General features: G+C 56.3%; 20 protein-coding genes and 2 tRNA genes. 11 read left to right on the top strand and 11 right to left on the bottom strand.

What is annotated here, in order from left to right:
- Nucleotides 1-18: 18 nt before the first annotated feature.
- Entirely contained in the window at nucleotides 19-1,227 is a 1,209-nt protein-coding gene (tyrP, locus tag KHA73_RS16510; protein ID WP_380737749.1) for a tyrosine transporter TyrP, read from the bottom strand.
- Between the two features lie 245 nt (nucleotides 1,228-1,472).
- Between tyrP and KHA73_RS16505 the strand changes: the two genes are divergently transcribed.
- Nucleotides 1,473-2,669, top strand: coding sequence for a nicotinamide mononucleotide deamidase-related protein YfaY (locus tag KHA73_RS16505; protein ID WP_234585469.1), 1,197 nt, complete (start codon nucleotides 1,473-1,475; stop codon nucleotides 2,667-2,669).
- A 228-nt stretch (nucleotides 2,670-2,897) separates the two neighbouring features.
- Complete coding sequence (locus KHA73_RS24575) at nucleotides 2,898-3,041, top strand: Hok/Gef family protein (protein ID WP_073970250.1); 144 nt, start codon at nucleotides 2,898-2,900, stop codon at nucleotides 3,039-3,041.
- Nucleotides 3,042-3,111: 70 nt separating this feature from the next.
- Here KHA73_RS24575 and yfaE read toward each other — a convergent pair whose 3' ends face one another.
- From yfaE to ubiG, 4 genes are all read right to left on the bottom strand, one after another.
- Nucleotides 3,112-3,372, bottom strand: a complete 261-nt coding sequence (gene yfaE / locus KHA73_RS16500; RefSeq protein ID WP_234585468.1) for a class I ribonucleotide reductase maintenance protein YfaE — start codon at nucleotides 3,370-3,372, stop codon at nucleotides 3,112-3,114.
- A gap of 3 nt (nucleotides 3,373-3,375) precedes the next feature.
- On the bottom strand, nucleotides 3,376-4,506 hold the full coding sequence (gene nrdB / locus KHA73_RS16495; RefSeq protein WP_234585467.1) for a class Ia ribonucleoside-diphosphate reductase subunit beta: 1,131 nt from the start codon (nucleotides 4,504-4,506) through the stop codon (nucleotides 3,376-3,378).
- A gap of 67 nt (nucleotides 4,507-4,573) precedes the next feature.
- Nucleotides 4,574-6,862, bottom strand: a complete 2,289-nt coding sequence (nrdA, locus tag KHA73_RS16490; protein WP_234585465.1) for a class 1a ribonucleoside-diphosphate reductase subunit alpha — start codon at nucleotides 6,860-6,862, stop codon at nucleotides 4,574-4,576.
- 438 nt (nucleotides 6,863-7,300) lie between these two features.
- A complete protein-coding gene (gene ubiG / locus KHA73_RS16485; protein WP_234585463.1) occupies nucleotides 7,301-8,026 on the bottom strand; it encodes a bifunctional 2-polyprenyl-6-hydroxyphenol methylase/3-demethylubiquinol 3-O-methyltransferase UbiG in 726 nt (241 codons plus the stop codon).
- Nucleotides 8,027-8,238: 212 nt separating this feature from the next.
- Here ubiG and gyrA point away from each other — a divergent pair, with 212 nt between their 5' ends.
- A complete protein-coding gene (gene gyrA, locus KHA73_RS16480) occupies nucleotides 8,239-10,893 on the top strand; it encodes a DNA topoisomerase (ATP-hydrolyzing) subunit A (protein ID WP_234585461.1) in 2,655 nt (884 codons plus the stop codon).
- Between the two features lie 121 nt (nucleotides 10,894-11,014).
- Nucleotides 11,015-13,882 carry a two-component system sensor histidine kinase RcsC gene (gene rcsC, locus KHA73_RS16475; RefSeq protein WP_234585459.1) on the top strand — a complete coding sequence of 956 codons (2,868 nt, stop codon included), beginning with the start codon at nucleotides 11,015-11,017 and terminating at the stop codon, nucleotides 13,880-13,882.
- 55 nt (nucleotides 13,883-13,937) lie between these two features.
- On the opposite strand, the gene rcsB is transcribed toward rcsC, so the two are convergent.
- The 4 genes from rcsB to KHA73_RS16455 are packed head-to-tail and all read right to left on the bottom strand — an operon-like array spanning nucleotide 13,938 to nucleotide 18,919.
- A complete protein-coding gene (rcsB, locus tag KHA73_RS16470; protein WP_004935900.1) occupies nucleotides 13,938-14,588 on the bottom strand; it encodes a response regulator transcription factor RcsB in 651 nt (216 codons plus the stop codon).
- Nucleotides 14,581-17,283 (bottom strand): phosphotransferase RcsD, encoded by a 2,703-nt coding sequence (gene rcsD / locus KHA73_RS16465; RefSeq protein WP_234585458.1) that lies wholly within the window; start codon nucleotides 17,281-17,283, stop codon nucleotides 14,581-14,583. Before rcsD ends, rcsB begins: the two co-directional genes overlap by 8 nt.
- Before the next feature lie 21 nt (nucleotides 17,284-17,304).
- A complete protein-coding gene (locus KHA73_RS16460; RefSeq protein ID WP_234585457.1) occupies nucleotides 17,305-18,459 on the bottom strand; it encodes an MFS transporter in 1,155 nt (384 codons plus the stop codon).
- Nucleotides 18,460-18,514: 55 nt separating this feature from the next.
- The gene (locus KHA73_RS16455) at nucleotides 18,515-18,919 is read right to left on the bottom strand and encodes a DUF4186 domain-containing protein (RefSeq protein WP_234585456.1); all 405 of its coding nucleotides are present in this window, start codon (nucleotides 18,917-18,919) and stop codon (nucleotides 18,515-18,517) included.
- A gap of 710 nt (nucleotides 18,920-19,629) precedes the next feature.
- On the opposite strand from KHA73_RS16455, the gene ompC reads away from it, so the two are divergent.
- Both ompC and KHA73_RS16445 read left to right on the top strand, forming a co-directional pair.
- Nucleotides 19,630-20,760: a porin OmpC gene (gene ompC / locus KHA73_RS16450; protein ID WP_234585455.1), complete on the top strand. Its 1,131-nt coding sequence runs from the start codon at nucleotides 19,630-19,632 to the stop codon at nucleotides 20,758-20,760.
- Between the two features lie 150 nt (nucleotides 20,761-20,910).
- Nucleotides 20,911-21,327 (top strand): VOC family protein, encoded by a 417-nt coding sequence (locus tag KHA73_RS16445; RefSeq protein ID WP_234585454.1) that lies wholly within the window; start codon nucleotides 20,911-20,913, stop codon nucleotides 21,325-21,327.
- Here the strand turns inward: KHA73_RS16445 and KHA73_RS16440 are convergent.
- Nucleotides 21,321-21,899, bottom strand: a complete 579-nt coding sequence (locus KHA73_RS16440; RefSeq protein WP_234585453.1) for a TetR/AcrR family transcriptional regulator — start codon at nucleotides 21,897-21,899, stop codon at nucleotides 21,321-21,323. The genes KHA73_RS16445 and KHA73_RS16440 overlap by 7 nt on opposite strands.
- Before the next feature lie 108 nt (nucleotides 21,900-22,007).
- On the opposite strand from KHA73_RS16440, the gene KHA73_RS16435 reads away from it, so the two are divergent.
- The 4 genes from KHA73_RS16435 (at nucleotide 22,008) to KHA73_RS16420 (ending at nucleotide 23,255) form a co-directional block, all read left to right on the top strand.
- Complete coding sequence (locus KHA73_RS16435; protein WP_234585452.1) at nucleotides 22,008-22,475, top strand: nuclear transport factor 2 family protein; 468 nt, start codon at nucleotides 22,008-22,010, stop codon at nucleotides 22,473-22,475.
- A gap of 123 nt (nucleotides 22,476-22,598) precedes the next feature.
- Nucleotides 22,599-22,928 (top strand): osmotically-inducible lipoprotein OsmE, encoded by a 330-nt coding sequence (gene osmE, locus KHA73_RS16430; protein WP_234585451.1) that lies wholly within the window; start codon nucleotides 22,599-22,601, stop codon nucleotides 22,926-22,928.
- Between the two features lie 157 nt (nucleotides 22,929-23,085).
- A tRNA-Ser gene (locus KHA73_RS16425) sits at nucleotides 23,086-23,173 on the top strand.
- A gap of 6 nt (nucleotides 23,174-23,179) precedes the next feature.
- Nucleotides 23,180-23,255, top strand: a tRNA-Thr gene (locus KHA73_RS16420).
- 93 nt (nucleotides 23,256-23,348) lie between these two features.
- Here the strand turns inward: KHA73_RS16420 and KHA73_RS16415 are convergent.
- Nucleotides 23,349-24,035, bottom strand: a complete 687-nt coding sequence (locus KHA73_RS16415; protein WP_234585450.1) for a LexA family protein — start codon at nucleotides 24,033-24,035, stop codon at nucleotides 23,349-23,351.
- Nucleotides 24,036-24,272: 237 nt separating this feature from the next.
- Here KHA73_RS16415 and KHA73_RS16410 point away from each other — a divergent pair, with 237 nt between their 5' ends.
- Entirely contained in the window at nucleotides 24,273-24,635 is a 363-nt protein-coding gene (locus KHA73_RS16410; protein WP_234585449.1) for an antiterminator Q family protein, read from the top strand.
- Nucleotides 24,636-25,095: the final 460 nt, after the last annotated feature.

The raw sequence follows: 25,095 nt of genomic DNA, 5'->3' as shown, positions 1-25,095 counted from the left end.
GGGGCCGCGGCCCCTTTATTATCCTACCGCAGGCAGTAAACCGCTGGCGATGCCCAGCTGAATGGCGATCACCGTCACCCCGCAGACAAATACCAGCGCCAACGCCGGCGTGCCGCCCCATACGCGGTATTGCGCCTGATGCTTCTGGCGCGTCTTCCATACCAGCAGCGACGGCAGCAGCAATGCCAGCACCGACAGCGCGATGGCGGCGAAGCCCAGCGCCAGCACAAAGCCGCGCGGATAGAACAGGGCGAAGGCCAGCGGCGGCAGGAAGGTGATGGCGCCGGTCTGCAGGCGGCCGCGCACGTTATCCTGCCGTTTGAACAAGTCCGCCAGGAAATCGAACAGCCCAAGAGCCACGCCGAGGAACGACGTCGCCAGCGCCAGATCGGCAAACAGATGCACCGCCAGTTCGACGTGCGGTGAAGCCACCACGTCGCGCACCGCCTGCAGCAAGCCGTTCAGGCCCGCCTGCTGCGCCAGAATGCCGACGAAGGTGGTGGAGCTGATGCTGCCGAGGGTAGCCAACTGCCAGAAGATATAGGCCACCAGCGGGATGGCGCTGCCGACGATGAACACCCAGCGCAGCTTGCGAACGTTGCCGCCCATGTAATTGACGATGCTCGGCACGCTGCCGTGGAAGCCGAAAGAGGTGAAAATCACCGGAATGGCCGACAGCGCCAGGCCTTGCTCCAGCGGCAGGGTCATCAGATTGGTTTGGTGAATATTCGGCAGCATCAGGCCGAGCATGACCACCAGGAACACCACCTTGGCGCTGAACAGGATACGGTTGAACAGGTCGACCGAATGGGTGCCGATGCAGACCACGCCGCCGGCTACCAGGGTAAACAGCAACACGCCGAGCGTGGTAGGGAAGTCTTGCGAAGTCCATTGGCTGATGCTGGTCGCCAGCAGTTCGCCGGCGCCGCTGATGTAGGCCGCGGTCAGCGCATACATCAGGAACATCATGCTGAAGCTGGTCAGCCATTGGCCGCCGCCGCCGAGGTAGCGTTTGGCGAGAGTGCCGAGGCCGGTATCCGCCTGTTCGTGCTGGTAAACTTCAACCAGCAGCAGCGCGGTGTAACACATCAATAACCACAAGCCAACCAACAGCGCCAGGGTTACGCCGAAACCGACGCCGGCCGCCGCCAGCGGCATCGCCAGCATACCTGCACCGATGGTGGTGCCCGCCACGATAAAAACACTGCCAAGAGTGCGATTCTTCACGTTTTTCTCTACCAGCCCAAAGATTTTGGAAAATTATAGGTAACTAATTCTGAGTGCGGCAGGATAGTTGATTGCCTATTTTGTGTCAAACAGACGTTACGGCTACTGTTTAGATATGTTTACACTGCGGCGGGCGACGCGCCCGCGCTAAAAAATGCCCCGGACCGAAATTATCCGGCGGCGCCTAGTGAAAAGTTATTTACGGCCTTCTATAGTGGAATGATCCGAAAATGTGGGAGAGATCAATGTTAAGGGTGGAGATGCTCAGCACCGGTGATGAGGTGCTGCATGGGCAAATAATTGATACTAACGCCGCCTGGCTTGCGGACTATCTGTTCCAGCAAGGTATGCCGATGAGCGGGCGCGAAACGGTAGGGGACAGCCTCTCTTCTCTGATCGAAACGTTGCAGGAGCGCAGCCATATCGCCGATGTGCTGATCGTCAACGGCGGCCTGGGGCCGACCAGCGACGATCTGAGCGCGCTGGCCGCCGCCAGAGCCAGCGGCGTAGAGTTGGCAGAACACGCCGAGTGGCTGGCGCGCATCGAAGCCTATTTCGCCGCGCGCGGCCGGCCGATGGCCGCTTCCAACCGCAAGCAGGCGTTGATCCCCGCCAATGCCGAAATGCTCGACAACCCGGTCGGCACCGCCTGCGGCTTTGCGCTGCAGTTGAACAAGTGCATGATGTTTTTTACCCCGGGCGTTCCTTCCGAATTTAAAGTGATGGTCGAACAGCAGATAGTACCGCGTCTGCGCCAGCGCTTTACCCTGCCCGAACCGCCGCTGTGTTTGCGCTTGACCACGTTCGGCACCTCCGAAAGCGATCTGGCCGCCGAGCTGGACGGCATGCCGTTGCCGCCTGAAGTGGTGCTCGGCTACCGATCTTCCAGCCCGATCATCGAACTGAAGCTGACCGGTCCGGCGGGGCAACGTGCGGCGATGGAACGGGCCTGGGAACGAGTACGCGCCGTGGCGGGTGACAACTGCATCTTTGAAGGCACGATTGGCTTGCCGGCCCTGCTGGCGCAGCGATTAACGCAGCAGGGGTTGACGCTGGCGCTGAGCGAGCAGTTCAGCGGCGGGTTGATCAATCTGCAACTGCAGAGCGAAGGCGCACCGCTGGCCGGCGGCGAACTGCTGCCCGCCCACTGTGTGGAAGCGTTGGAGGCCACCCTAATGCGCGCCCGCTCGCTGGCGGAGCTGGCCGGTGCGTCGTTGGCGCTGGCGGTCAGCGCGATGAGTGACGATCGGGTGAGCGTTGCGTTGCACACGCCGAAGGGGGGGATCGGCCAGACGGTACGCTACCGGGCGGCGCGCCATGGCTTGCGCCTGCGGCAGGATTCGGTGGCGATGCTGGCACTGGACATGCTGCGCCGTTGGCTGAATGGCGAGCAGGCATGCGGCAAAAACGCCTGGCTGGAGATCGTGGAGATCATCGAGTAAGGAATCGTTAGATTTAGTGATATATCCCTTATTAATCATAATATTATAGGGGATATTCGCGGTGGGAGAATGCTGTTACTCTCAGTGCGGGTGCTTGAGACTGTTCGTCTTGGGCATTGTGTGACAAGGCGGATAGATGAAAGCCCCAGACTGACTCTCAATCAGAATGGGGCTGCACATACCGCCTAGACATCGGTATGGTAGCCCCTTCACAGCAAGGAGGCAAGCATGTATAAAAAACATGCGCTATACGCGTTAACTGTTGTATGTATTACGGTTTTGATATTTGTATGGATGATGAAAGATCGCTTTTGCGGGTTGGAAATCTACCAGAAAGATATCACTGTCCTAATGACGTTAACCTGTATGTGAAGCGGTAAATCATAGGGCGGGGGCAACCCCGCCTTCTGGTCTCCAGGCGCGGTTTCAGGCACCCAACCTATTAGATTTCCAGCTCGATGTCCGTCAGCGGCATGCAGCAGCAGGGCAGGATTTCGCCGTCGTTGATAAACGCCAGCGGCGGTTGGCGATAGGTCACTTCCCCTTTCACCAGCTTCAGGCGGCAGGCGCCGCAATAACCGGAGCGGCACTGATATTCCACCTGCACGTCGTGCAGTTCCAGCACGTCGAGCAGGCAGCTTTCACTTTTCGGGCAGGATAGCTGCGCACCGGCGGCGCGCAGCGTTACGGTTGGCGTCGCCATCGCTTAGAGTTCGAAGTCGCTCAGGTCGTCGGCGTGCACTTCCGAGTCGATCTGGCCGACCAGGTAGGAGCTGACTTCCACTTCCTGCGGCGCCACCTGTACGTTGTCGGACACCAGCCAGGCGTTGATCCACGGGATCGGGTTGGAGCGGGTTTCGAACGGCAGGCCGAGGCCGACCGCCTGCATGCGGATATTGGTGATGTATTCCACATACTGGCACAGGATGTCTTTGTTCAGGCCGATCATCGAGCCGTCGCGGAACAGGTATTCCGCCCACTCTTTTTCCTGCTGGGCAGCCAGCACGAACAGATCGTAGCACTGCTGCTGGCACTCGACGGCGATTTCAGCCATCTCCGGGTCATCGGCGCCGGAACGCATCAGGTTCAGCATGTGCTGGGTGCCGGTCAGGTGCAGCGCTTCGTCGCGGGCGATCAGTTTGATGATCTTGGCGTTGCCTTCCATCAGTTCACGTTCGGCAAAGGCGAAGGAGCAGGCGAAGCTGACGTAGAAGCGGATCGCTTCCAGGGCGTTGACGCTCATCAGGCACAGGTAAAGCTGCTTCTTCAGCGCGCGCAGGTTAACGGTAACGGTCTTGCCGTTCACCTGATGGGTGCCTTCACCCAGCAGATGATAGTAACTGGTCATCTCGATCAGATCGTCGTAGTAGCCGGAAATGTCTTTCGCACGCTTGAGGATCTCTTCGTTGGTGACGATGTCGTCGAACACCAGCGCCGGATCGTTGACGATGTTACGGATGATATGGGTGTAAGAACGCGAGTGGATGGTCTCGGAGAATGACCAGGTTTCCACCCAGGTTTCCAATTCAGGAATGGAGATCAGCGGCAGCAGGGCCACGTTCGGGCTGCGGCCCTGGATGGAGTCCAGCAGCGTCTGGTACTTCAGGTTGCTGATGAAAATGTGCTTCTCATGATCCGGCAGCGCCTGATAGTCGATGCGGTCGCGCGAAACGTCAACTTCTTCCGGACGCCAGAAGAAGGACAGCTGCTTCTCGATCAGTTTCTCGAAAATTTCATGTTTTTGCTGGTCGAAACGGGCGACGTTAACCGACTGGCCGAAAAACATCGGTTCCAGCAGCTGGTCGTTTTTATTCTGAGAAAAAGTGGTGTAAGCCATAAACCTGAGTCCATCGTAACGTGGCTAAATGAAGGGGCCGGAAGATTCCGGCCCGCTGTGTCAAACTTTAGATCTTGCAGGCGCCGCTTTCGCAGTCGTCATCGCCGGCCTTGGTCGGCTGCAGGTCTTCCTGCACGTCTTCCGCGCCGTCGCGGGTGTTCTGGTAATACAGCGTTTTGACGCCAAACTTGTAGGTGGTGAGCAGGTCTTTCAACAGCTGCTTCATAGGCACCTTGCCGCCCGGGAAGCGGGTCGGATCGTAGTTGGTATTGGCGGAGATCGACTGGTCGATGAATTTCTGCATCAGGCCCACCAACTGCAGGTAACCGTCGTTGTTCGGCATTTCCCACAGCAGCTCATAGTCGTTTTTCAGACGCTCATACTCAGGCACCACCTGGCGCAGGATGCCGTCTTTCGACGCCTTGATGCTGATGTGGCCGCGCGGCGGTTCGATGCCGTTGGTGGCGTTGGAAATCTGCGAAGAGGTTTCCGACGGCATCAGAGCGGACAGCGTCGAGTTGCGCAGGCCGGTTTCCTGGATGTCCTTACGCAGCGCTTCCCAGTCGTAGTGCAGCGGCTCGCTGCAGATGGTATCCAGGTCTTTCTTGTAAGTGTCGATCGGCAGGATGCCCTGCGAATAAGTGGTTTCGTTGAACCACGGGCAGGCGCCCTGTTCCTGAGCCAGACGGTTGGAGGCTTTCAGCAGGTAGTACTGAATGGCTTCGAAAGTCTTGTGGGTCAGGTTGTTGGCGCTGCCGTCGGAGTAGCGCACGCCGTTCTTCGCCAGATAGTAGGCGAAGTTGATCACGCCGATACCCAGGGTACGTCGGCCCATGGCACCGCGGTGAGCGGCTTTGATCGGGTAGTCCTGGTAGTCCAGCAGGGCGTCGAGAGAACGCACCGCCAGAGTCGCCAGCTCTTCCAGATCGTCCAGGCTGTCGATGGCGCCCAGGTTGAAGGCGGACAGCGTACACAGGGCGATTTCGCCGTTTTCGTCGTTGACGTCGTCCAGCGGCTTGGTCGGCAGAGCGATTTCCAGGCACAGGTTCGACTGACGCACCGGCGCGATCTGCGGATCGAACGGGCTGTGGGTATTGCAGTGGTCGACGTTCTGGATATAGATACGGCCGGTGGAGGCGCGCTCTTGCATCATCAGGGAGAACAGCTCAACCGCCTTCACGCGTTTCTGGCGAATGCTGTCGTCTTGCTCGTACTTGGTGTAGAGGCGTTCGAACTCGTCCTGATCGGCGAAGAACGCATCGTACAGCCCCGGCACGTCGGACGGGCTGAACAGGGTGATGTCCTGGCCTTTGATCAGGCGCTGGTACATCAGGCGGTTCAGCTGCACGCCGTAGTCCATGTGGCGCACGCGGTTGCCTTCGACGCCGCGGTTGTTTTTCAGCACCAGCAGGCTTTCCACTTCCAGATGCCACATCGGGTAGAACAGCGTCGCTGCGCCACCGCGCACGCCGCCCTGCGAACAGGACTTAACGGCGGTCTGGAAGTGCTTGTAGAACGGGATACAGCCGGTGTGGAACGCTTCACCGCCGCGGATCGGGCTGCCCAGCGCACGGATGCGGCCGGCGTTGATGCCGATGCCGGCGCGTTGCGAAACGTATTTCACAATGGCGCTGGAGGTGGCGTTGATGGAATCCAGGCTGTCGCCGCACTCGATCAGCACACAAGAGCTGAACTGGCGGGTTGGGGTGCGCACGCCGGACATGATTGGCGTAGGCAGAGAAATCTTGAAGGTGGAAATCGCGTCGTAGAAACGTTTGACGTAGTCCAGACGGGTTTCACGCGGGTAGTTGGAGAACAGGCAGGCGGAGACCAGGATATACAGGAACTGGGCGCTCTCGTAGATCTCGCCGCTGACGCGGTTCTGCGCCAGATATTTGCCTTCCAGCTGCTTAACGGCCGCGTAGGAGAAATTCATGTCGCGCCAGTGATCGATAAAGGAGTCCATCTGCTCGAACTCTTCAGCGCTGTAGTCTTCCAGCAGATGTTTATCGTACTTGCCCATTTCTACCATGCGGGTCACGTGATCGAGCAGCTTCGGCGGCTCGAACTGGCCGTAGGCCTTTTTGCGCAGGTGGAAGATAGCCAGGCGCGCGGCCAGGTACTGATAGTCCGGCGCATCGCGGGAGATCAGATCGGCAGCGGCTTTGATGATGGTTTCATGAATATCAGCGGTTTTGATGCCGTCATAAAACTGAATGTGCGAACGCAACTCTACTTGAGAAACCGAGACGTTGTTTAACCCTTCCGCGGCCCAGTCGATGACCCGGTGGATTTTGTCGAGGTTGATGCGCTCTTTACGGCCATCGCGTTTAGTTACAAGCAGACTTTGGTTCATGTGGTGTTTTACCTGTCCGTATGGTGCCCCTAAGCAGAAGTGTAGTAGCTCTGCTCAGTATGTAAACACTATATATAGGGGTTGTATGTCGGTGAGGTAACAAGATAGTGAGAAAACAGGGCGTTTGCAAGTGAACAAAACCGGCCTAATTTGTGGATAACTTGGGGGTGAAATGTAACTTGCCGTTGTGAGTGCGCGCCGTGACTGGTGTGGCAAGCTTGTCAATAACCGGGATCAGATTTTCCTTAAAACCTGAAAAACATGATCGTTTGCCGCTTTATTAAACGTTAGAAAAAAACGGCATATTGATCTGATTTAATATTCTAAAAAACTGTTTACAACGCAGATTTTGATCGAAAATATGGAAAATGGGTATTTTTCCTAATGCCGAACGGGCGCCGAACCCCGGCAAACCAGGGCCGGCGCGGCTCAGGGCGATTACCCTTCGTGCCGGGTATGAACCATGTAGTTCACGTCAACGTTGCGGCCAAGCTTGAAATGATCGGTGATCGGGTTGTAATGCAGGCCGATCATGTGCTTTTCGCGCAGCGGCGTGCCGTCGACCCAGCCGATCAGCTCGGAAGGGCGGATGAACTTCTTATGGTCATGGGTGCCCTGCGGCACCATCTTCAGGATGTATTCCGCGCCGATCACCGCCATCAGCCAGGCTTTGGTGTTGCGGTTGATAGTGGAGAAGAAGACGTGGCCGCCCGGTTTCACCAGGTGAGCGCAGGCGCGCACCACCGAGGCCGGATCGGGCACGTGTTCCAGCATTTCCATGCAGGTGACCACGTCGTAGCGCTGCGGGTTTTCATGGGCGTGGCTTTCCACCGTCTCCTGCACGTAGGTCACCTTCACGCCGCTTTCCAACGCGTGCAGGCGCGCCACCTGCAGCGGCTCCGCGCCCATGTCCAGGCCCGTCACCTGTGCGCCTTCGCGCGCCATGCTTTCCGCCAGAATGCCGCCGCCGCAGCCGACGTCGAGCACCTGCTTGTCAAAAATACCCTCGGCGCGCTGCATGATGTAGTTCAGGCGCAGCGGGTTGATGCGGTGCAGCGGTTTGAATTCGCCTTCCAGGTCCCACCAGCGGGAGGCCACGGCCTCGAACTTGGCGATTTCCTGGTGGTCGACGTTTTGCGCGCGGCTGGATGATTCTGCATTCATGGGCGTGTCTGGCTCCTTGTTCTCGTTGCGCGGATTATACATGTTCCGGCGCAGCGACGTCTGCGCCGATGCGTTTTTAGCGCACTTATCTGCACAATTTCCGTCAAACAGCGGCGGTTATTTTCCCGTAAAGCGTGCTTTGTGATATAGTTTTACACCTTTGCCACTATGGCAGCGGGCAGATGAATCATTAGTAGAGGGATAGCAGCTCCATGAGCGACCTTGCCAGAGAAATCACACCGGTAAACATCGAAGACGAGTTGAAAAACTCGTATCTGGACTACGCGATGTCCGTTATTGTCGGACGTGCGCTGCCAGATGTTCGTGATGGGCTGAAGCCGGTTCACCGCCGCGTTCTGTACGCGATGAGTGTATTGGGTAACGACTGGAATAAACCATACAAGAAATCGGCCCGTGTCGTCGGGGACGTGATCGGTAAATACCACCCGCACGGTGACAGCGCGGTTTACGACACCATCGTGCGTATGGCTCAGCCGTTTTCACTGCGCTATATGCTGGTGGACGGCCAGGGTAACTTCGGTTCCGTCGACGGCGACTCCGCCGCGGCGATGCGTTACACCGAAGTGCGCATGTCCAAGATTGCTCACGAACTGCTGGCGGATCTGGAAAAAGAAACCGTCGACTTCGTGCCTAACTATGACGGCACCGAGCAAATCCCGGCCGTTATGCCGACCAAAATCCCGAACCTGCTGGTCAACGGCGCATCGGGCATCGCCGTGGGCATGGCCACCAACATTCCGCCGCATAACCTGTCTGAGGTTATCAACGGCTGCCTGGCCTACATCGATGATGAAAACATCAGCATCGAAGGGCTGATGGAACACATTCCGGGGCCGGACTTCCCGACGGCGGCGATCATCAACGGCCGCCGCGGCATCGAAGAAGCCTACCGCACCGGGCGCGGCAAAATCTACCTGCGCGCGCGCGCAGAAGTGGAAGCCGACGCCAAAACCGGCCGCGAAACCATCATCGTTCACGAGATCCCGTATCAGGTGAACAAGGCGCGTCTGATCGAGAAGATCGCCGAGCTGGTGAAAGAAAAACGCGTCGAAGGCATCAGCGCGCTGCGCGACGAGTCCGACAAAGACGGCATGCGCATCGTGATCGAAGTCAAACGCGACGCGGTGGGCGAGGTGGTGCTGAACAACCTGTACTCGCTGACCCAGCTGCAGGTGACCTTCGGCATCAACATGGTGGCGCTGCATCAGGGCCAGCCGAAGCTGCTGAACCTGAAAGATATCCTGCAGGCGTTCGTACGCCATCGCCGTGAAGTGGTGACGCGCCGTACCATCTTCGAACTGCGCAAAGCCCGCGATCGCGCCCATATCCTGGAAGCGCTGGCCATCGCGCTGGCCAACATCGACCCGATCATTGAACTGATCCGCCGTGCGCCGACCCCAGCCGAAGCGAAAATCGCCTTGGTGGCTCAGGCCTGGGATCTGGGCAACGTGAGCGCGATGCTGGAACGCGCCGGTGACGACGCCGCCCGCCCAGAGTGGCTGGAGCCGGAGTTCGGTATCCGCGACGGTAAATACCATCTGACCGAGCAGCAGGCTCAGGCGATTTTGGATCTGCGCCTGCAGAAACTGACCGGCCTGGAGCACGAGAAACTGCTGGACGAGTATAAAGAGCTGCTCAACTTTATCGCTGAGCTGATCTTTATTCTGGAAAGCCCGGACCGTCTGATGGAAGTGATCCGCGAAGAGCTGGTGGCGGTAAAAGAGCAGTACAACGACGGCCGCCGCACCGAGATCACCGCCAATACTTCAGACATCAACATCGAAGACCTGATCAATCAGGAAGACGTGGTGGTTACGCTGTCGCACCAGGGCTACGTGAAGTATCAGCCGTTGTCCGACTACGAAGCCCAGCGCCGCGGCGGCAAAGGCAAGTCCGCTGCGCGCATCAAGGAAGAAGACTTTATCGATCGCCTGCTGGTGGCCAACACCCACGATACGATCCTGTGCTTCTCCAGCCGTGGCCGCCTGTACTGGATGAAGGTGTACCAATTGCCTGAAGCCAGCCGCGGCGCGCGCGGCCGCCCAATCGTCAACCTGCTGCCGCTGGAAGCCAATGAGCGCATTACCGCCATTCTGCCGGTGCGCGAGTATGAAGAAGGGCGCCACGTGTTTATGGCGACCGCCAGCGGCACCGTGAAGAAAACCGCGCTGACCGAGTTCAGCCGCCCGCGCAGCGCCGGCATCATCGCCGTTAACCTCAATGAGGGCGACGAGCTGATTGGCGTTGATCTGACCGACGGCAGCAACGAAGTGATGCTGTTCTCCGCCAACGGTAAAGTGGTGCGCTTCCCGGAAACGCAGGTGCGTTCGATGGGCCGTACCGCCACCGGCGTGCGCGGCATCAACCTGGGCGAAGGCGACAGCGTTATCTCGCTGATCGTGCCGCGTGGGGAAGGCGATATCCTGACCGTGACGCAGAACGGCTTCGGTAAACGCACCGCGGTCACCGAGTACCCAACCAAATCGCGCGCCACCCAGGGGGTTATCTCCATCAAGGTGAGCGAACGTAATGGCCAGGTCGTCGGTGCGGTGCAGGTGGAAACCACCGACCAGATCATGATGATCACCGATGCCGGTACGCTGGTGCGCACCCGCGTTTCGGAAGTCAGCGTGGTGGGCCGTAATACCCAGGGCGTGACGCTGATCCGTACTGCGGAAGACGAGAACGTCGTCGGCCTGCAGCGCGTGGCCGAGCCGGTGGAAGACGAAGAGCTGGACAGTCTCGAACCTGGCGCGGAAGCGGTGGAGGAAGACGCAACGCCGCTGGACGATGGCGACGATGCGGATATCGCAGATGACGCAGATGCAGATGATGACAACGCCTAAAGGCTGAAACATCATTGAGACAAAAGGGCCTGGCAGCGATGCTAGGCCCTTTTTCAGTTATATGGTTTAATTGGCGCACCAAGCCGCCGGCCGCCGCCACTGACTTTTGTATGGTATCCGATTGAAATATTTAGCCTCTTTCCGAACTACGCTAAAAATATCCCGCTATCTGTTCCGGGTGCTGGCGTTTATGTTGTGGTCGTTGGGGGCGCTGCTCACCACCTTTTATATTCTGAATATCCTGCATCAGAAAGAATCGGACGTGCGGCAGGAATACAACCTGGATTTCGATCAGGCGCAGGGGTATGTCCGCCATTCCGCCGATATTATTCGCGACATCAAATACATGGTGGAGAACCGCCTCAACGGTTCGGTCAGCAGCCTGGATATGTTCAGCGGCGTCTTTCCCGGCAAAAGCAGCCCGCCGCAGTTCTTCCCGCTGTACCCGGAATCCAACTGTACGCTGAATACCGCCTACCGCAACTCGCTTGATTCGCTGAGCGGGCTGATCCAGTACTGGAAAGAAAACTTTGTCGCGGCCTACGATCTCAATCGGGTGTTCTTTATCGGCGGCGACAGCCTGTGCATGGCGGAGTTCGGTGGCGGCAAACCCGTAACCAACCGCGATAACGTGCTGAAATCTTTGCATGAACGTATTCTGAAATTCCGCAATGCCAAGAATCAGGACAAAGACAACAACCTTTACTGGATCAGCCCCAGCCAGCAGCGGCCGGACGTCGGCTATCTGTACGTGCTGACGCCCATTTACATCGGCAACAAGCTGGAAGCGCTACTCGGTATTGAGCAGACCATAAGGCTGGAAGATTTCGCCACCGGCGGCGCTTTGCCGATTGGCGTCACGCTGCTGGACGAGAACAACGAGCCGGTGCTGCGCCTGGCCGATGGCGAGCGCTATGCCGCATCGCTTAACCATTACCCCAATGAGCCGTCTTACTTCGGCTATGTGGATAACTATCGCGACCTGATCATGAAGAAGGCCCTGCCGCCTTCATCGCTCAGCATTGTTTATGCGCTGCCGGTGAAGAGCGTGGTGGAGCGTTTCAAGATGCTGATCCTCAACGCGCTGCTGCTGAACCTGCTTTCGGCTATCGTGCTGTTCACGCTGGCCTGGCTGTTCGAACGAAAGATGTTCCTGCCGGCGGAGGACAACGCTTTCCGGCTGGAGGAGCATGAGCAGTTCAACCGTAAGATCGTGGCTTCGGCGCCGGTGGGTATTTGTATCTTGCGCATCAGCGACGGCACCAACATTCTGAGCAATGAGCTGGCGCACAATTACATCAACCTGTTGACGCACGAAGATCGTGACCGCATTACGCGCATCATCTGCGAGCAGCAGGCGAACTTTGTCGATGTCATGACCAGCAACAACAACAACCTGCAAATCAGCTTTGTGCATTCGCGTTATCGCAACGAGGACGTGGCGATCTGCGTGCTGGTGGACGTCAGCGCGCGCGTGAAAATGGAAGAGTCGCTGCAGGAGATGGCGGCGGCGGCGGAACAGGCCAGCCAATCCAAATCGATGTTCCTGGCCACGGTCAGCCACGAGCTGCGCACACCGCTATACGGCATTATCGGCAACCTCGATCTGCTGCAGACCAAGGCGCTGCCGCAGGGCGTCGATCGCCTGGTCAATGCCATGAACAACTCCTCCGGGCTGCTGTTGAAAATCATCAGCGACATTCTCGACTTCTCCAAAATCGAATCAGAGCAGCTGAAGATTGAGCCGCGCGAGTTTTCCTGCCTGGAGGTGATTACCCATATCGCCGGTAACTATTTGCCGCTGGTGGTGAAAAAACGCCTGGGGCTGTACTGCTTTATCGAGCAGAACGTGCCGGAGCGCATTCACGGCGATCCGGTGCGGTTGCAACAGGTGTTGTCCAACCTGCTGAATAACGCCATCAAGTTTACCGATACCGGCTGCATTGTGTTGCAGGTTTGCACGCGGGGTAGCTACCTGGAGTTCAGCGTGCGCGATACCGGCGTTGGCATTCCGGAAAAAGAGATCACCCGCTTGTTCGATCCGTTCTTCCAGGTTGGCACCGGCGTTCAGCGCCACTTCCAGGGGACCGGGCTGGGGCTGGCTATCTGCGAGAAGCTGATCAACCTGATGGACGGCGACATCGGCGTCGAATCGGAACCTGGGCTGGGCAGCCTGTTCAGCATCCGCATTCCGTTGTTCAACGCGCAGTTCCCGGTGCCGCAGGCCAGCGACACCTGGCAGGGAAAAACCCTGTGGCTGGATATCCGCAACCAACGGTTGGAAAGCTATCTGATGGAGATCCTCGGCGGCTACGGCGCCAGCATACTGCGCCACCAGGGGCAGGACACCGCCGAGGGCGACGTGATGCTCAGCGATCACCCGATCATGATCAACACGCCGTTGCTGGCGCAGATCCACTTTTCGACCGAGCATATTGGGCCGTCGCAGGAAACCCGGCCGGGTTATTGGCTGCACAGCACCTCGACGCCGCGCGAAACGTTGGCACTGCTCAACCGGCTGTTCGGCGCCGTCGCCGTAGGCGCGGCCCCCTTGGTGCAGCTGCCGGTGCCGGCCAAGGCCAGCGCGGTGGATATTGATAATGGCGATATCCACCTGCTGGTGGTTGACGATCATCCGATCAACCGCCGGCTGTTGTCCGATCAGCTTGGTTCGCTCGGCTACCAGGTGGTGACCGCCAATGACGGCGTCGATGCGCTTGGCGTGCTGAACCAGCATAGCGTGGATATCGTGCTGACCGACGTCAACATGCCGAACATGGACGGTTATCGTCTGACGCAGCGTCTGCGGCAGCTGAACTTCACTTCGCCGGTGATCGGCGTGACGGCGAATGCGCTGGCGGAAGAAAAGCAGCGCTGTATTGAGGCGGGCATGGATAACTGCCTGTCGAAACCGGTAACGCTGGAAACGCTTGAGCAGACGTTGGCCTATTACAGCCAGCAGGTGCGGCGCGCACGCGCCGAGGCCTGAAAAAGCAAAAGGCACGGCAGAAGCCGTGCCTTTTAAAGGCTAAACGCCAGGGCGATCAGTCTTTGTCCAACGGCGTCATGCTGACGGAGGACAGGTAGTTGAGCAGGGCGATGTCGTTTTCGACACCCAGCTTCATCATCGCCGACTTCTTCTGGCTGCTGATGGTTTTGATGCTGCGGTTGAGCTTCTTGGCTATCTCGGTCACCAGGAAACCTTCGGCGAACAGACGCAGCACTTCGCTCTCTTTTGGCGAAAGGCGTTTGTCGCCATAGCCGCTGGCGCTGATTTTCTCCAGCAGTTTCGATACGCTTTCCGGGGTGAACTTCTTGCCTTTCTGCAGGGCCGCCAGCGCTTTAGGCAGGTCGGTGGGTGCGCCCTGTTTCAGTACGATGCCTTCGATGTCCAGATCCAGCACGGCGCTCAGAATCGCCGGGTTGTTGTTCATGGTCAGCACGATGATCGACAACTGCGGATAGTGACGCTTGATGTATTTAATCAGCGTGATGCCGTCGCCATATTTGTCGCCCGGCATCGAAAGGTCGGTGATCAGTACGTTGGCGTCCAGCTTGGACAGATTGTTGATCAGTGCTGTTGAGTCTTCAAACTCCCCAACGACATTCACCCATTCAATTTGCTCAAGTGACTTCCGGATGCCAAACAGTACGATAGGATGGTCATCAGCAATAATTACGTTCAGGTTATTCATGTTGTTGGCTACCTTGCTCCAGCAGTCTGCTGACGAAAAAATCAATCTGACTGATGTTATTCTCGATCTCGAGCGCATCACCGTCCGCGATGTGCTGTTCTAACGATTCACACAGTTGCTTGCCGGGAAGCAGATTTAACATGGCAAACACGCCTTTCAGGCGGTGTGCGGTTTGTGACAGAGCATTGAAATCACTGCTGCCCGCTTCAGTATACAGTTTTTTGACATCATCGGGTACTGTATCAACAAACAGGCTATAGTAATCACTTGATTTCAATTGTTTTTCATAGAGTTGTATGTCTTCGGCGGTCAAAGAAAGCGGGCTTTCGTCCTGTTCCAGGGCGGCCATTTGCTGTTCGATCAGCATCAGCACGGCGTCTAACATTGCACCATTCAGGTTATAGTTTACACGAATGTAGCGCTTTTCCAGCTGTTGCCAGCCGGCTTCATCCGTGGCCAACAGCAGCGTGTAATCGTCGGCTCGTTGCGGGTTATCGGTCAATAATACGTCATAATCGCGGTTGATCTGGCGATCCTCTGCCACGATGCAGCTGGCGCCATAGGCTTGCAGCTGCTGGGTGACGATGCCGCGCACTTCTTCCGAGGTGATGTCCAGCAGGGCGGTCACGCCGTCGAGCAGCTTCTCTTGCTCTTGCGCCTCTTTTTTCTCCATTTCCATGGCGACGCGAATGGTGTAGCGAGTGCCGATATCCACCTTGCTGCGGATATCCAGCTGGCCGTTGAGCCTTTTGCACAGCTGATTGCACAGGAAAAAGGTGAGGCCGGAACCGTGGTTGAATCGATCCACCAGGGTCTGGCTGAGGAACGGATAGTTGAGGTTGCTGATTTCCTCATTGGAAATGCCGGAGCCGGTATCGTTGATATGGAAAACCAACCGATCCGGGTGCCCCGGCTCATGATCGACAACCAGTGAAATCTTGCCGCAGGCAGTGGTGATGATGGCGTAGTGCACCAGCAGCGAGATCACCTTGCGCAGCGCATGGGCATCGCCGATATAGTTCTGCTCGACATCCAGATGGAAATGGTTGAACAGGGCCAGCCCTTTTTGATTGATGGCGGGCAAGGCTTCCAGCAACAGTTCGTCGATCAGCGCAGCCGGATTGAATGGCTGGCGTGAGGGTTGCCAGTCCTGGGTCTCCAGCCGGGTGAGCAGGGTGATGTTTTCAATCAGCGCCAGCACCGAGGAGGACTCCGCCGTCAGCTGATTCAGCAGCGCCTGCTGCTGCTCGCCATCCGGCTGGCTGCGCAGGCGATCGGCCAGATCGTGCATCTGGCGCACCGGCTGATTCAGTTCGATGCCCAGATTGTGCAACATCAGTTTGCGCGCCTGAACGTTCTTATCATACTCGCGCCGCGCCTGCTGCAGGCGTTTGTTGACCATCACCTCTTTATCCTGATCGTTCAACAAGAACAGGTAGGTTTCCGGCGACAGCTGGCTGCGGAAGATGCGGATTTCATAGACTTCATTGTTGACCGTCGCCTGGATCACGCCGTGGTGCTGTTCGGCCATATGGGCGATTTTTTGCAGGCTGAGATGCGGCAGCAGGTGTTCGGCGATTTTGTTGCTGGCGATCACCGTATTGCTGGCGAAGTTGTAGATCAACAGGCCGGAAGGCAGGCTGGCGATGATTTCCTGATTCAGAGCGCGTTCGGTTTCCAGCTCGGCCGCCAGGTTTTCGCTTGGGCGAATATATTGGCGACGGACGAAATAGATGCTCATCATCGATAGCGCCAGCAGCAGGAGGTTGATGACGATCAGCCAGATATTGTTGCGCAGCAGATCGATAGCCAGACTGAAGGCCGAAACGCGGTAAACCACCTTCAACGGTGCGTTGGGCAGCGCCGCGCTGAATTCCACCCAGCTGCCGCTCATCGCCACGCCGGCGCCGAGGGTGGTTTCCGCCGGAAGGGTGCCGTCGTCCAAATCGATATCGTCCGGCTGCAGCAAAAAGTTCGAGCGCGCCATATTGACCGGAATGATGTCGTTAATCGGCAAATCGAAGGCGATCACCGTCGCCAGGTGCCCTGGCTGGTTAAAGGTGGTGCGAATAGAGAACGAATAAGCGTTCTGGAAGCGCTGTTTGCGCAAGGCCGAGAAGCTCTCGCGCTCGTCGAGCAGGTTGGCCTGCTGCAGCATCTCCGCGCGGCGATCTTCCGCCGACGTGGTCAGGTAGCTTTCCCTGAAGCGCGACGCCAACTCTTTCAACGGCTGGGTGGTGATCAGGCTGAGGCTGTTATCCTGGCCGTTGAGGTAATACATGGCGTAACTTTCGGTCTTGGCGCCCCAGCGGTTATCCAGGTAGTCCGAGATATTGGCGATCATCGCCAGCGTATTGTCGTCATGGCTGCCGAAGATCACCGCGTCGGTTTTTTTGTGCGGTTTTTCGACATAGTACACATCCGGGCGCAGGCGAGTTTCCTGCAGGCTGGGATCGGCATTCTGCGAGGGCGCGTTGCCGAATTTGTCGTAGACCTGATAGGTGATGTAGCGATAGCTGTCGATGCGTTTTTGCAGCGAATTGGAAATGTTGTTCAGCGCGTATTTTTTTTCCGCCAGCCAGGCATTGGTGTAGTTGTATCCGTAGAGGCCGATGCCGATCGTCAGCAGCACGATGAACAGCAAGAAGCAGCGGGTAATATTGTTTGAGCTGATGGTCAGTTGTTTGTTTTGCATAATCGGCTGCGCCTTCCTGGATCAGCGGGTGACGGCTTTGGCGCTGGCGGTGACCGCCAACAGCAGCGCGGCGACGCAGGCGAAAGCCACCGTCAGGCTGGAGAATTGGGCGATAAAGCCAATTAACGCCGGCCCGGCGAGAATGCCGGCATAGCCCACGGTGGTGACGGAGGCGATCGCCAGGTTGGCCGGCATATCCTGCTGATTGCCCGCGGCGCTGAACAGGATAGGCACCACGTTGGAGGCACCCAAACCGACCAGCATAAAGCCTACCAGCGAAAGGGTGGCGTGGTTGAAGACAATGGCCATGCCGAGGCCGATAGCGGCGCACAGGCTGCCCAGCAGCAGCACCCGGTATCGGCCCAGGGAGTTCACTATCCGGTCGCCATTCAGCCTGCCGAGCGTCATGGTTATCGAGAACAGGGCATAGCCCAGGCCGGCCTGGCTGTGTTCGACGCCGCGCAGCGTGGTGAGGAACAGCGCGCTCCAGTCGAGCATCGAGCCTTCCGCCAGAAACATGATAAAGCACAGAATGCCGATGAACATCACCCAGCCGCGCGGCAGTGCGAACATCGGGCCGCCTTCGCTGGCGCCGCTTTCGCGCAGCAGGTTGCGGCTGGCGGTCGCCAGCAGTGCCAACACCACCAGCACGGTGGCCAGCGTCGCCAACAGCGGCGTCAGGCCCAACCACAACAGAATGCTCACGCCACCGGCGCCGGCAATGCCGCCGACGCTGAAAAAACCGTGGAAACCGGACATCATCGCCTTGCCGCTGGCGCGCTCGACGATCACCGCCTGCACGTTCATCGCCACATCTATCATGCCGATGGCCGCGCCAAACAGCAGCAGCGCCACGGCCATCCCGCCGATAGAGTTCATCAGCGCCAGCAGCGGCAAATCCAGGCATAAAGCGAGGCCGGCCAGTAGGATCACCGGGCGGCAACCCAGCCTGCCCGTCAGGTAGCCGGTGAGCGGCATCGCCAGCATGGAGCCGGCGCCGATGCACAGCAGCAGCAGGCCCAGCGAGCCGTCGTCAATGCCGATGCGCGCTTTGGCGAAGGGCACCAGCGGCGCCCAGGCGGCCATGCCCAGCCCGGCGACAAAAAAGGCCAGACGCGTGGCGATCTGTTGAGGCACGCCGGGGGTTTGCTGTTCGTTGCACAAGGTGGATGTCATGTGGGCGTCTGGATCTACGGTGAAAATGCCGGCTGAAAGTTATGAACTGTTTTTATCACAATCCGCGATCCGGGTCGAAAATATTCGCGTAGTCATCATGCTGCGCTCCACCCCGCCGCACCAGCCACAGGGCGATAACCTGCACGATATAGCGTTTTTGTTCTTCGCTTAGCGGCTGCCCCAGCGCAATGTCGTGCCATTTGGCCAGGCAGCCGCGGCAGCAGGTGGCGGTGGCGTGCTGAGCGACGAACACCGGGTGGCCGCGCATCGGGGTTTGCTTGCCGTCATTTTTTGGCTGGGCGTCGGCCAGGCGACTTTCGATAAAGTCGCGCGCGTGGCTGAGGATCAGAGGCAATCCTTTACTCTCGAGATAAAGCCGGTCTTTGGGATTAAGGCGGAATTTGGCGCGGAAGGGGGAACTTTGCAGCCGGAGCCACAGCCTGTCGGGGTTAAATATCATCAATGGGTCTTCTTGTGGCTGATTCACTTTTTCAGGCTACCAGATGCGCGGGCGGCCGGCTAATTTCCCCTGGAAACTGGCTATAGCCTGCGGCCGCGACAATGCGAAAGTTCTCTCGAAAGCAAAACCGGTTAAGTTGTAGCCTAAAATAGCCAAAAAAATTAGCTATTAGTGCGGAAGTTAATTAGCGGAATAATATCATCAGGTTATTTGTTTTTTACCGCAGGGTGAAATGTTGAGGAATTGTGAGGCAAATGTGGAGAAAATAAAAAACCGGCCAGAAGCCGGTTAAAAGGTATAGAAATTATCTTTCGATAATGAAGGTAATAATGAAAATAATGATGATAGCGGGGTAATTATAGCGCTATGGAAACTGAGCGGTTTTGTCACAACGTGCTTATTGCTCTGCGGCTTTGTAGAGTTGCCTGTTCTTTCTTAAAGAATTGTATAGGTTGGTTATTTTTCATCAGGTAAAGTATTTTTTATCATTATGTGCTTTATTTTGTATGTCGGTAATGTTTTGTGAAAGTTCGCGCAATTTTACATTTTGAAACCTTTAATAATTACAATGAAACACTATCGGATACTTGGTATCATTTTCTTTCTGGATTAATATAAACCTTGTTACCAGAATGGTAATGCACAGTCGTGCTAATAATGCTCAAAAGGGCAGTGGCCATAGCTCGACATAATAAACGAGGATAATAACGATGAAACTTCGAGTACTCTCTCTGATAGTACCCGCTCTGCTGGTTGCAGGCACAGCAGGCGCGGCGGAAATCTACAACAAAGACGGTAATAAACTGGATTTGTACGGTAAAATCGATGGTCTTCACTATTTCTCTAGCGACGATGGGGTGGACGGCGATCAGTCTTATATGCGTTTCGGCCTGCGCGGCGAAACTCAAATCAGCGATCAACTGACCGGCTATGGCCAGTGGGAATATCAGGCAAACCTCAATCACGCTGAAAGCCAGGACAACAAGAACTTCACCCGTTACGGCTTCGCCGGCCTGAAGTTCGGCGATTACGGTTCATTCGACTACGGCCGTAATACCGGCGTGCTGTACGACGTCGCTGCTTACACCGACTTGCAGCCTGAGTTCGACGGTTCCACCTATGGCGCTGACCAGTTCATGTTCCAGCGTTCCAGCGGCCTGGCGACCTACCGTAATACCGATTTCTTCGGCCTGGTTGACGGCCTGAATTTTGCCCTGCAGTACCAGGGTAAAAACGGCAGCGCCGAAGAAACCAACAACGGCCGTGACGTGCTCGGCCAGAACGGCGAAGGCTACGGCATGTCGTTGAACTACGACATGGGCTACGGCATCAGCGCGGCTGGTGCCTTCTTCAACTCCAAACGCACCAACGAGCAAAACGGCGGCGGCAACTACGGCAACATCATGGGCCGCGGCGATAAGGCGGAAGGTTACTCCGGCGGTCTGAAATACGACGCCAACAACACCTACCTGGCCGTCATGTTCACCCAGTCTTACAATGCGGCGCGCTTCGGCAACTCAACCAGCGACGTTTATGGTTACGCCAACAAGGCGCAAAGCTTCGAAGCCTATGCGCACTACCAGTTTGACTTCGGTCTGCGTCCATTCGTGGGTTATAACCAAACCAAAGGTAAAGATCTGGGTCGCGCCGGCAACGGCAAAGACTACGGCGATCAAGATCTGGTCAAATTTGTTGACCTGGGTGCGACCTACTTCTTCAACAAAAACATGTCTACCTACGTTGATTACAAAATCAACCTGTTGGACAACAATGACTTCACCGATTCTGCCGGCATCACCACCGACAACGTGGTTGCAGTGGGCCTGGTTTACCAGTTCTAAGCAACAGCGTGAATATGAAAGCGCGGCCTTCGGGCCGCGTTTTTTTTGCCCGCAATAACGCACAGATTGTGCTCTGGCCGGCACTGAATGCTATTTAACGCAAGGAGAAGCGAACTAGCCTGAATGAGTGAAGCCAAATCAGGAGGGAATATGGAACTCAAAATCGATCGGGTGATTGAAACCGTACTGTACGTCAGCGATATCGAGCGAGCGGACGCCTTTTACCGGCGGGTGCTGCAGCTGCCCGCGATGGTGGCCAACGAACGCTTCCGCGCTTACAACGTCGGTGACCAAAGCGTGCTGCTGCTGTTTATCGAGGGGGATTCACTGCGCGGCGCCCACTATCCCGAGGGGTATATTCCCGCTCATGACGGCGTGGGGCCGCTGCATATCGGCCTGGCGGTGGCGAAAGAGCAGCTGCCGCATTGGGAACGGCAGCTGGCTGCCAATAACGTCGAGATAGAAGGGCGTATGCGCTGGGAACACGGCGGAGAAAGCATTTACTTCCGCGATCCCGATGGCCACCTGCTGGAGTTGGTGACGCCGGGCATCTGGGCCAACTACTGAGCGAACCCGCCTTGCGCCAGCGTTTTCAACGTTTCCTTCAGCAGCAGCAGCGCGCCCTGGGGCTGCTGCTCAATCTGCACCTTAACGATAGCCCCGTCGATCAGCATTGCCAGCATGCCCGCCTGTAGCGGCCGATCGGGGCCGGCAGGCAGGTGGCGGGCAATTTCATCGGCCATCTGCTGCTTGTGCTGATGTGCAACGCTCAGGCTTTCCGGCAGCACGTCCGCCAGCTCCACCGCAGTATTGATAAAAGCGCAGCCGCGGTAGTGCGGATCGCTGAACCATTCCTCGAGGCAAGGCGGCAAAGCCTGCAACACATTGCCGGACTGTGCGACATGGCGCGCCAGGGACGCGCTGAACCACGCCAGCCATTGCTGATGGCGATAGGCGAGAAAGGCTTGGATCAACCCATTTTTACTGGGAAAGTGGCGATAAAACGTCACCTTGGTCACGCCCGATTCCTTGATGATCCGATCGATCCCGGTGGCGCGGATCCCTTCACGGTAAAACAGATCGTGTGCAGCCAGCAGGATGCGTTCGCGGGCGGGCAGCGCGTTGGGGTCAACGGACATGGCAACTCTCCTGAATATTTGCTGGGACGATTGTAGACAAGTCTGTCTACATGCGCTAGCTTAATTGAGTAGACAGACCTGTCTACATAACGAACCCAGAGGTGAATCATGAGCATCAAACCCCCATTGCCGCCCTTTACCCGTGAATCGGCCATCGAGAAAGTTCGCCTGGCGGAAGATGCCTGGAACAGCCGCGATCCGGAGCGCGTTTCGCAGGTTTACTCGCCGGATACCCACTGGCGCAACCGGGCGGAGTTTGTCGATGGCCGCGAAGCGGTGTGCGCGTTTCTGCAGCGCAAATGGGCCAAAGAGCTGGAGTACCGGCTAATCAAAGAACTGTGGGCCTTTGATGGCGCACGGATTGCCGTGCGCTTTGCGTATGAGTGGCGCGATGACTCCGGCAACTGGTACCGCAGTTTCGGCAACGAGAATTGGGAATTCAATCAGGATGGCTTGATGATCAACCGGCACGCCTGCATCAACGATATGCCAATCCGCCAGCAGGATCGCCGCTTTCATTGGCCGCTTGGCCGCCGGCCCGACGATATTCCGGCGCTGAGCGACTTCGGTTTTTGATTATCGCGGCGCTATCGGCCGGGGGAGAGGCGAAACCGCACCGAGAGACAAAGCGAAATTTGTCGAAAAGCCTTTCTTCTTCTACAGTTAGGGGACAATAAACGCACTCCAAGAGGATAAGCTATGGCGAAGAAACTGGTTTTAGCCGTTTGCACGGCGGCGGCATTTTCCGTTCTGGCTGGTTGTACTGCGTACGATCGTGCAGCCAGCTATGTTGATGAACCGGTAGTCAGCGATGTAAAAGTAGGGATGACGAAGCAGCAGGTGCGGGCCATTGCCGGTGCGCCATCCACCACGGCGACCCTGATTCATGCGCAGGGCACCTGTGATACCTATGCGGTAGCGCCGCGTGACGGCAAGGTGCAAACCTATTTTGTCAGCTACAACGACACCGGCCACGTGATGAACAAGGGCTATCAGACCTGTTCAGATTACGACTCTCAGCCTAAATAATCGGCAGTTTGTCGAACAAAAAATCCCCGTTTTTACGGGGTTTTTCATTTTTTCACCGCTAGCGGTCTGAAGTTTAAGCAAAAGCGCTTTCATGTGCATTTTTTTGCATGAAAACGGTAGACATTTCATAACGGTATCGCTAATATCTGCGCCCATTGGAAGGATGGCCGAGTGGTTTAAGGCAACGGTCTTGAAAACCGTCGAGTGTAACAGCTCCCAGAGTTCGAATCTCTGTCCTTCCGCCAAATTCAGCCGGCTTAGCTCAGTAGGTAGAGCAACTGACTTGTAATCAGTAGGTCACCAGTTCGATTCCGGTAGCCGGCACCATAACATGCAGCACCAACGCTATTTGCGTTACTGAAACCCCGCCAGCCGAAAGGTTAGCGGGGTTTTTGCTTTGTGTCGTCACGCTGGGCGCGCTTAGGGAAGCCAGGCGCCGAGTACCAGACCTAAAATATCGCACTCATCAGCATTCAAGATAGGGCCACCGGGCATGAGCCCCTTAAGCCACCTTTGCCCGTGGTCTTCGATATACATTCTGAAGATGAGCTCGCCGTTATCGTATCGTTTTGCGACAGCTTTATCGCCGGACACTAATTCGGTCACTCCTGCAGTGACGGGTTCTACCAGTATCAAGGTGCCTTTTGGGTAATTGGCGCTTGCAGAGCCGCTCATGGTGTCATCCCTTACCGGCAACCAATAAGCCTGAGAACTGCACTGCACCATGGCGGGATAGCAAAGGGCTTCGCCTTTGATTTTTTGCTCATGGGACAGGGGCAATGCCCACGTCAGCAGCGGCAGCATTTTGGCATGGATCTTCGCGCGCGGCGTGGGCGTTTGCCTCACGCGGCGTTTCTCGGTTTGCGCCAGGCCATCAAGCCAGCCAATTTGAACGGCAAAGAATTGCTCAACCCTTCTGGCCATGTCGCCACTGATGCCTTTTTTCCCTTTTTTGCCTGGCGGGTAGAGCATCCGGGAAACATAGTCGGCGGCAACGCCGAGCGCCTCGGCAAGGCGCTTTTGGCCCCCGACGCCAAGGTTATCGATCAGGAAGGCAAGGCGCTCTCGCCGCATCTCCTGCAATTGCATTTTCTGCTCATTTTTCATGAGGCCATCGTACCTAAATTTGCCGGCAGGTAAATGGCTTTCCGGTATTGATAAAAAAATACCTTTGGGTATACTAAATACTGTTTATTTATACAGTGTTTTGTGTGAGTCTCCCTCGACGCGCTCTGATTGGAAAATGTCGCGCGTCAGTGCACAACAAGCAGAGGGACTGCTCGACCGACTCAGGTTGACGACACGGAGCCATTGGCGATTTGGCGAACGCCGGGAGATGAAAATATGAGAGACATGAACGAAATTTTGGAACGCTGGGGAGTATGGGCCAGAGACCACAGTGGCATTGACTATTCGCCTATCGCGGCCGGGTTTAAAGGGTTGTTGTCATATCAATCAAATGGTGAACTTTCATGTTGTGATGACGATGGCTTGGTGATCGACGGTTGCGTCGGCAGGCTGAAGAAGTACAAACCTGAAGAGTTCGATTTGCTCATCGCGCATCATGTTTATGGAATATCACTGCGCAAGATAGCGTTAAAGAGAAAGTGCTCAGACGGCACGATACGTAAAGAGATGCAAACTGCTGAGGGGTTTATTGGCGGTTGCCTGGCGATGTTGGACGTAAAGCTGAGCATGGACTCCTGAGTATTAATCCTGGGAGCGGCTGGTATTGTCGTTTGGTGATGGCTTGCTATTTCACGTTATTAATAAATGACGCTGTTAAATAAACTTTTAGCCGTGATGATAACATTTTTTTTATTTTATAATAAATGCTAACGCGTACGCGAAAAAGGTTGTAGTCTGATAAGGGTAGTGAGTTGCTTGTGCAGTTAATTGGTTGAAAAGTATGGTTTTTATGTGTTTTTTTATTTTCTGTTTTTTGAATTTCACTAATAAAACGCTAACGCGTACGCAAAAAAGGCTGTAGTCTGATAAAACTGGTTAGTTGCTTAGGTAGTTACGCTGTTAAGAAACCTCGCCTCGGCGAGGTTTTATTTTTTTTTGTGCTTCTTTAAATTTTTATAATAAAACGCTAACGCGTACGCAAAAAAGGTTGTAGTCTGATAAAACTGGTTAGTTACTTACGCCGCTATACTATTAATAA

This window comes from Serratia entomophila (assembly GCF_021462285.1).
In the GTDB taxonomy this organism is placed as follows: domain Bacteria; phylum Pseudomonadota; class Gammaproteobacteria; order Enterobacterales; family Enterobacteriaceae; genus Serratia; species Serratia entomophila.
Note: the sequence above shows the minus strand (reverse complement) of the source record. Positions and strands in the feature narration are given on the sequence as shown.

Coding starts and splice junctions, on each gene's coding strand:
- nrdA (WP_234585465.1), bottom strand. CDS start 6,862: ATGAACCAAAGTCTGCTTGTAACTAAACGCGATGGCCGTAAAGAGCGC.
- ubiG (WP_234585463.1), bottom strand. CDS start 8,026: ATGAATGCAGAATCATCCAGCCGCGCGCAAAACGTCGACCACCAGGAA.
- gyrA (WP_234585461.1), top strand. CDS start 8,239: ATGAGCGACCTTGCCAGAGAAATCACACCGGTAAACATCGAAGACGAG.
- KHA73_RS16415 (WP_234585450.1), bottom strand. CDS start 24,035: ATGAAAAATGAGCAGAAAATGCAATTGCAGGAGATGCGGCGAGAGCGC.
- rcsB (WP_004935900.1), bottom strand. CDS start 14,588: ATGAATAACCTGAACGTAATTATTGCTGATGACCATCCTATCGTACTG.
- KHA73_RS16410 (WP_234585449.1), top strand. CDS start 24,273: ATGAGAGACATGAACGAAATTTTGGAACGCTGGGGAGTATGGGCCAGA.
- KHA73_RS24575 (WP_073970250.1), top strand. CDS start 2,898: ATGTATAAAAAACATGCGCTATACGCGTTAACTGTTGTATGTATTACG.
- KHA73_RS16505 (WP_234585469.1), top strand. CDS start 1,473: ATGTTAAGGGTGGAGATGCTCAGCACCGGTGATGAGGTGCTGCATGGG.
- rcsD (WP_234585458.1), bottom strand. CDS start 17,283: ATGCAAAACAAACAACTGACCATCAGCTCAAACAATATTACCCGCTGC.
- KHA73_RS16460 (WP_234585457.1), bottom strand. CDS start 18,459: ATGACATCCACCTTGTGCAACGAACAGCAAACCCCCGGCGTGCCTCAA.
- ompC (WP_234585455.1), top strand. CDS start 19,630: ATGAAACTTCGAGTACTCTCTCTGATAGTACCCGCTCTGCTGGTTGCA.
- KHA73_RS16455 (WP_234585456.1), bottom strand. CDS start 18,919: ATGATATTTAACCCCGACAGGCTGTGGCTCCGGCTGCAAAGTTCCCCC.
- nrdB (WP_234585467.1), bottom strand. CDS start 4,506: ATGGCTTACACCACTTTTTCTCAGAATAAAAACGACCAGCTGCTGGAA.
- KHA73_RS16445 (WP_234585454.1), top strand. CDS start 20,911: ATGGAACTCAAAATCGATCGGGTGATTGAAACCGTACTGTACGTCAGC.
- osmE (WP_234585451.1), top strand. CDS start 22,599: ATGGCGAAGAAACTGGTTTTAGCCGTTTGCACGGCGGCGGCATTTTCC.
- KHA73_RS16435 (WP_234585452.1), top strand. CDS start 22,008: ATGAGCATCAAACCCCCATTGCCGCCCTTTACCCGTGAATCGGCCATC.
- yfaE (WP_234585468.1), bottom strand. CDS start 3,372: ATGGCGACGCCAACCGTAACGCTGCGCGCCGCCGGTGCGCAGCTATCC.
- KHA73_RS16440 (WP_234585453.1), bottom strand. CDS start 21,899: ATGTCCGTTGACCCCAACGCGCTGCCCGCCCGCGAACGCATCCTGCTG.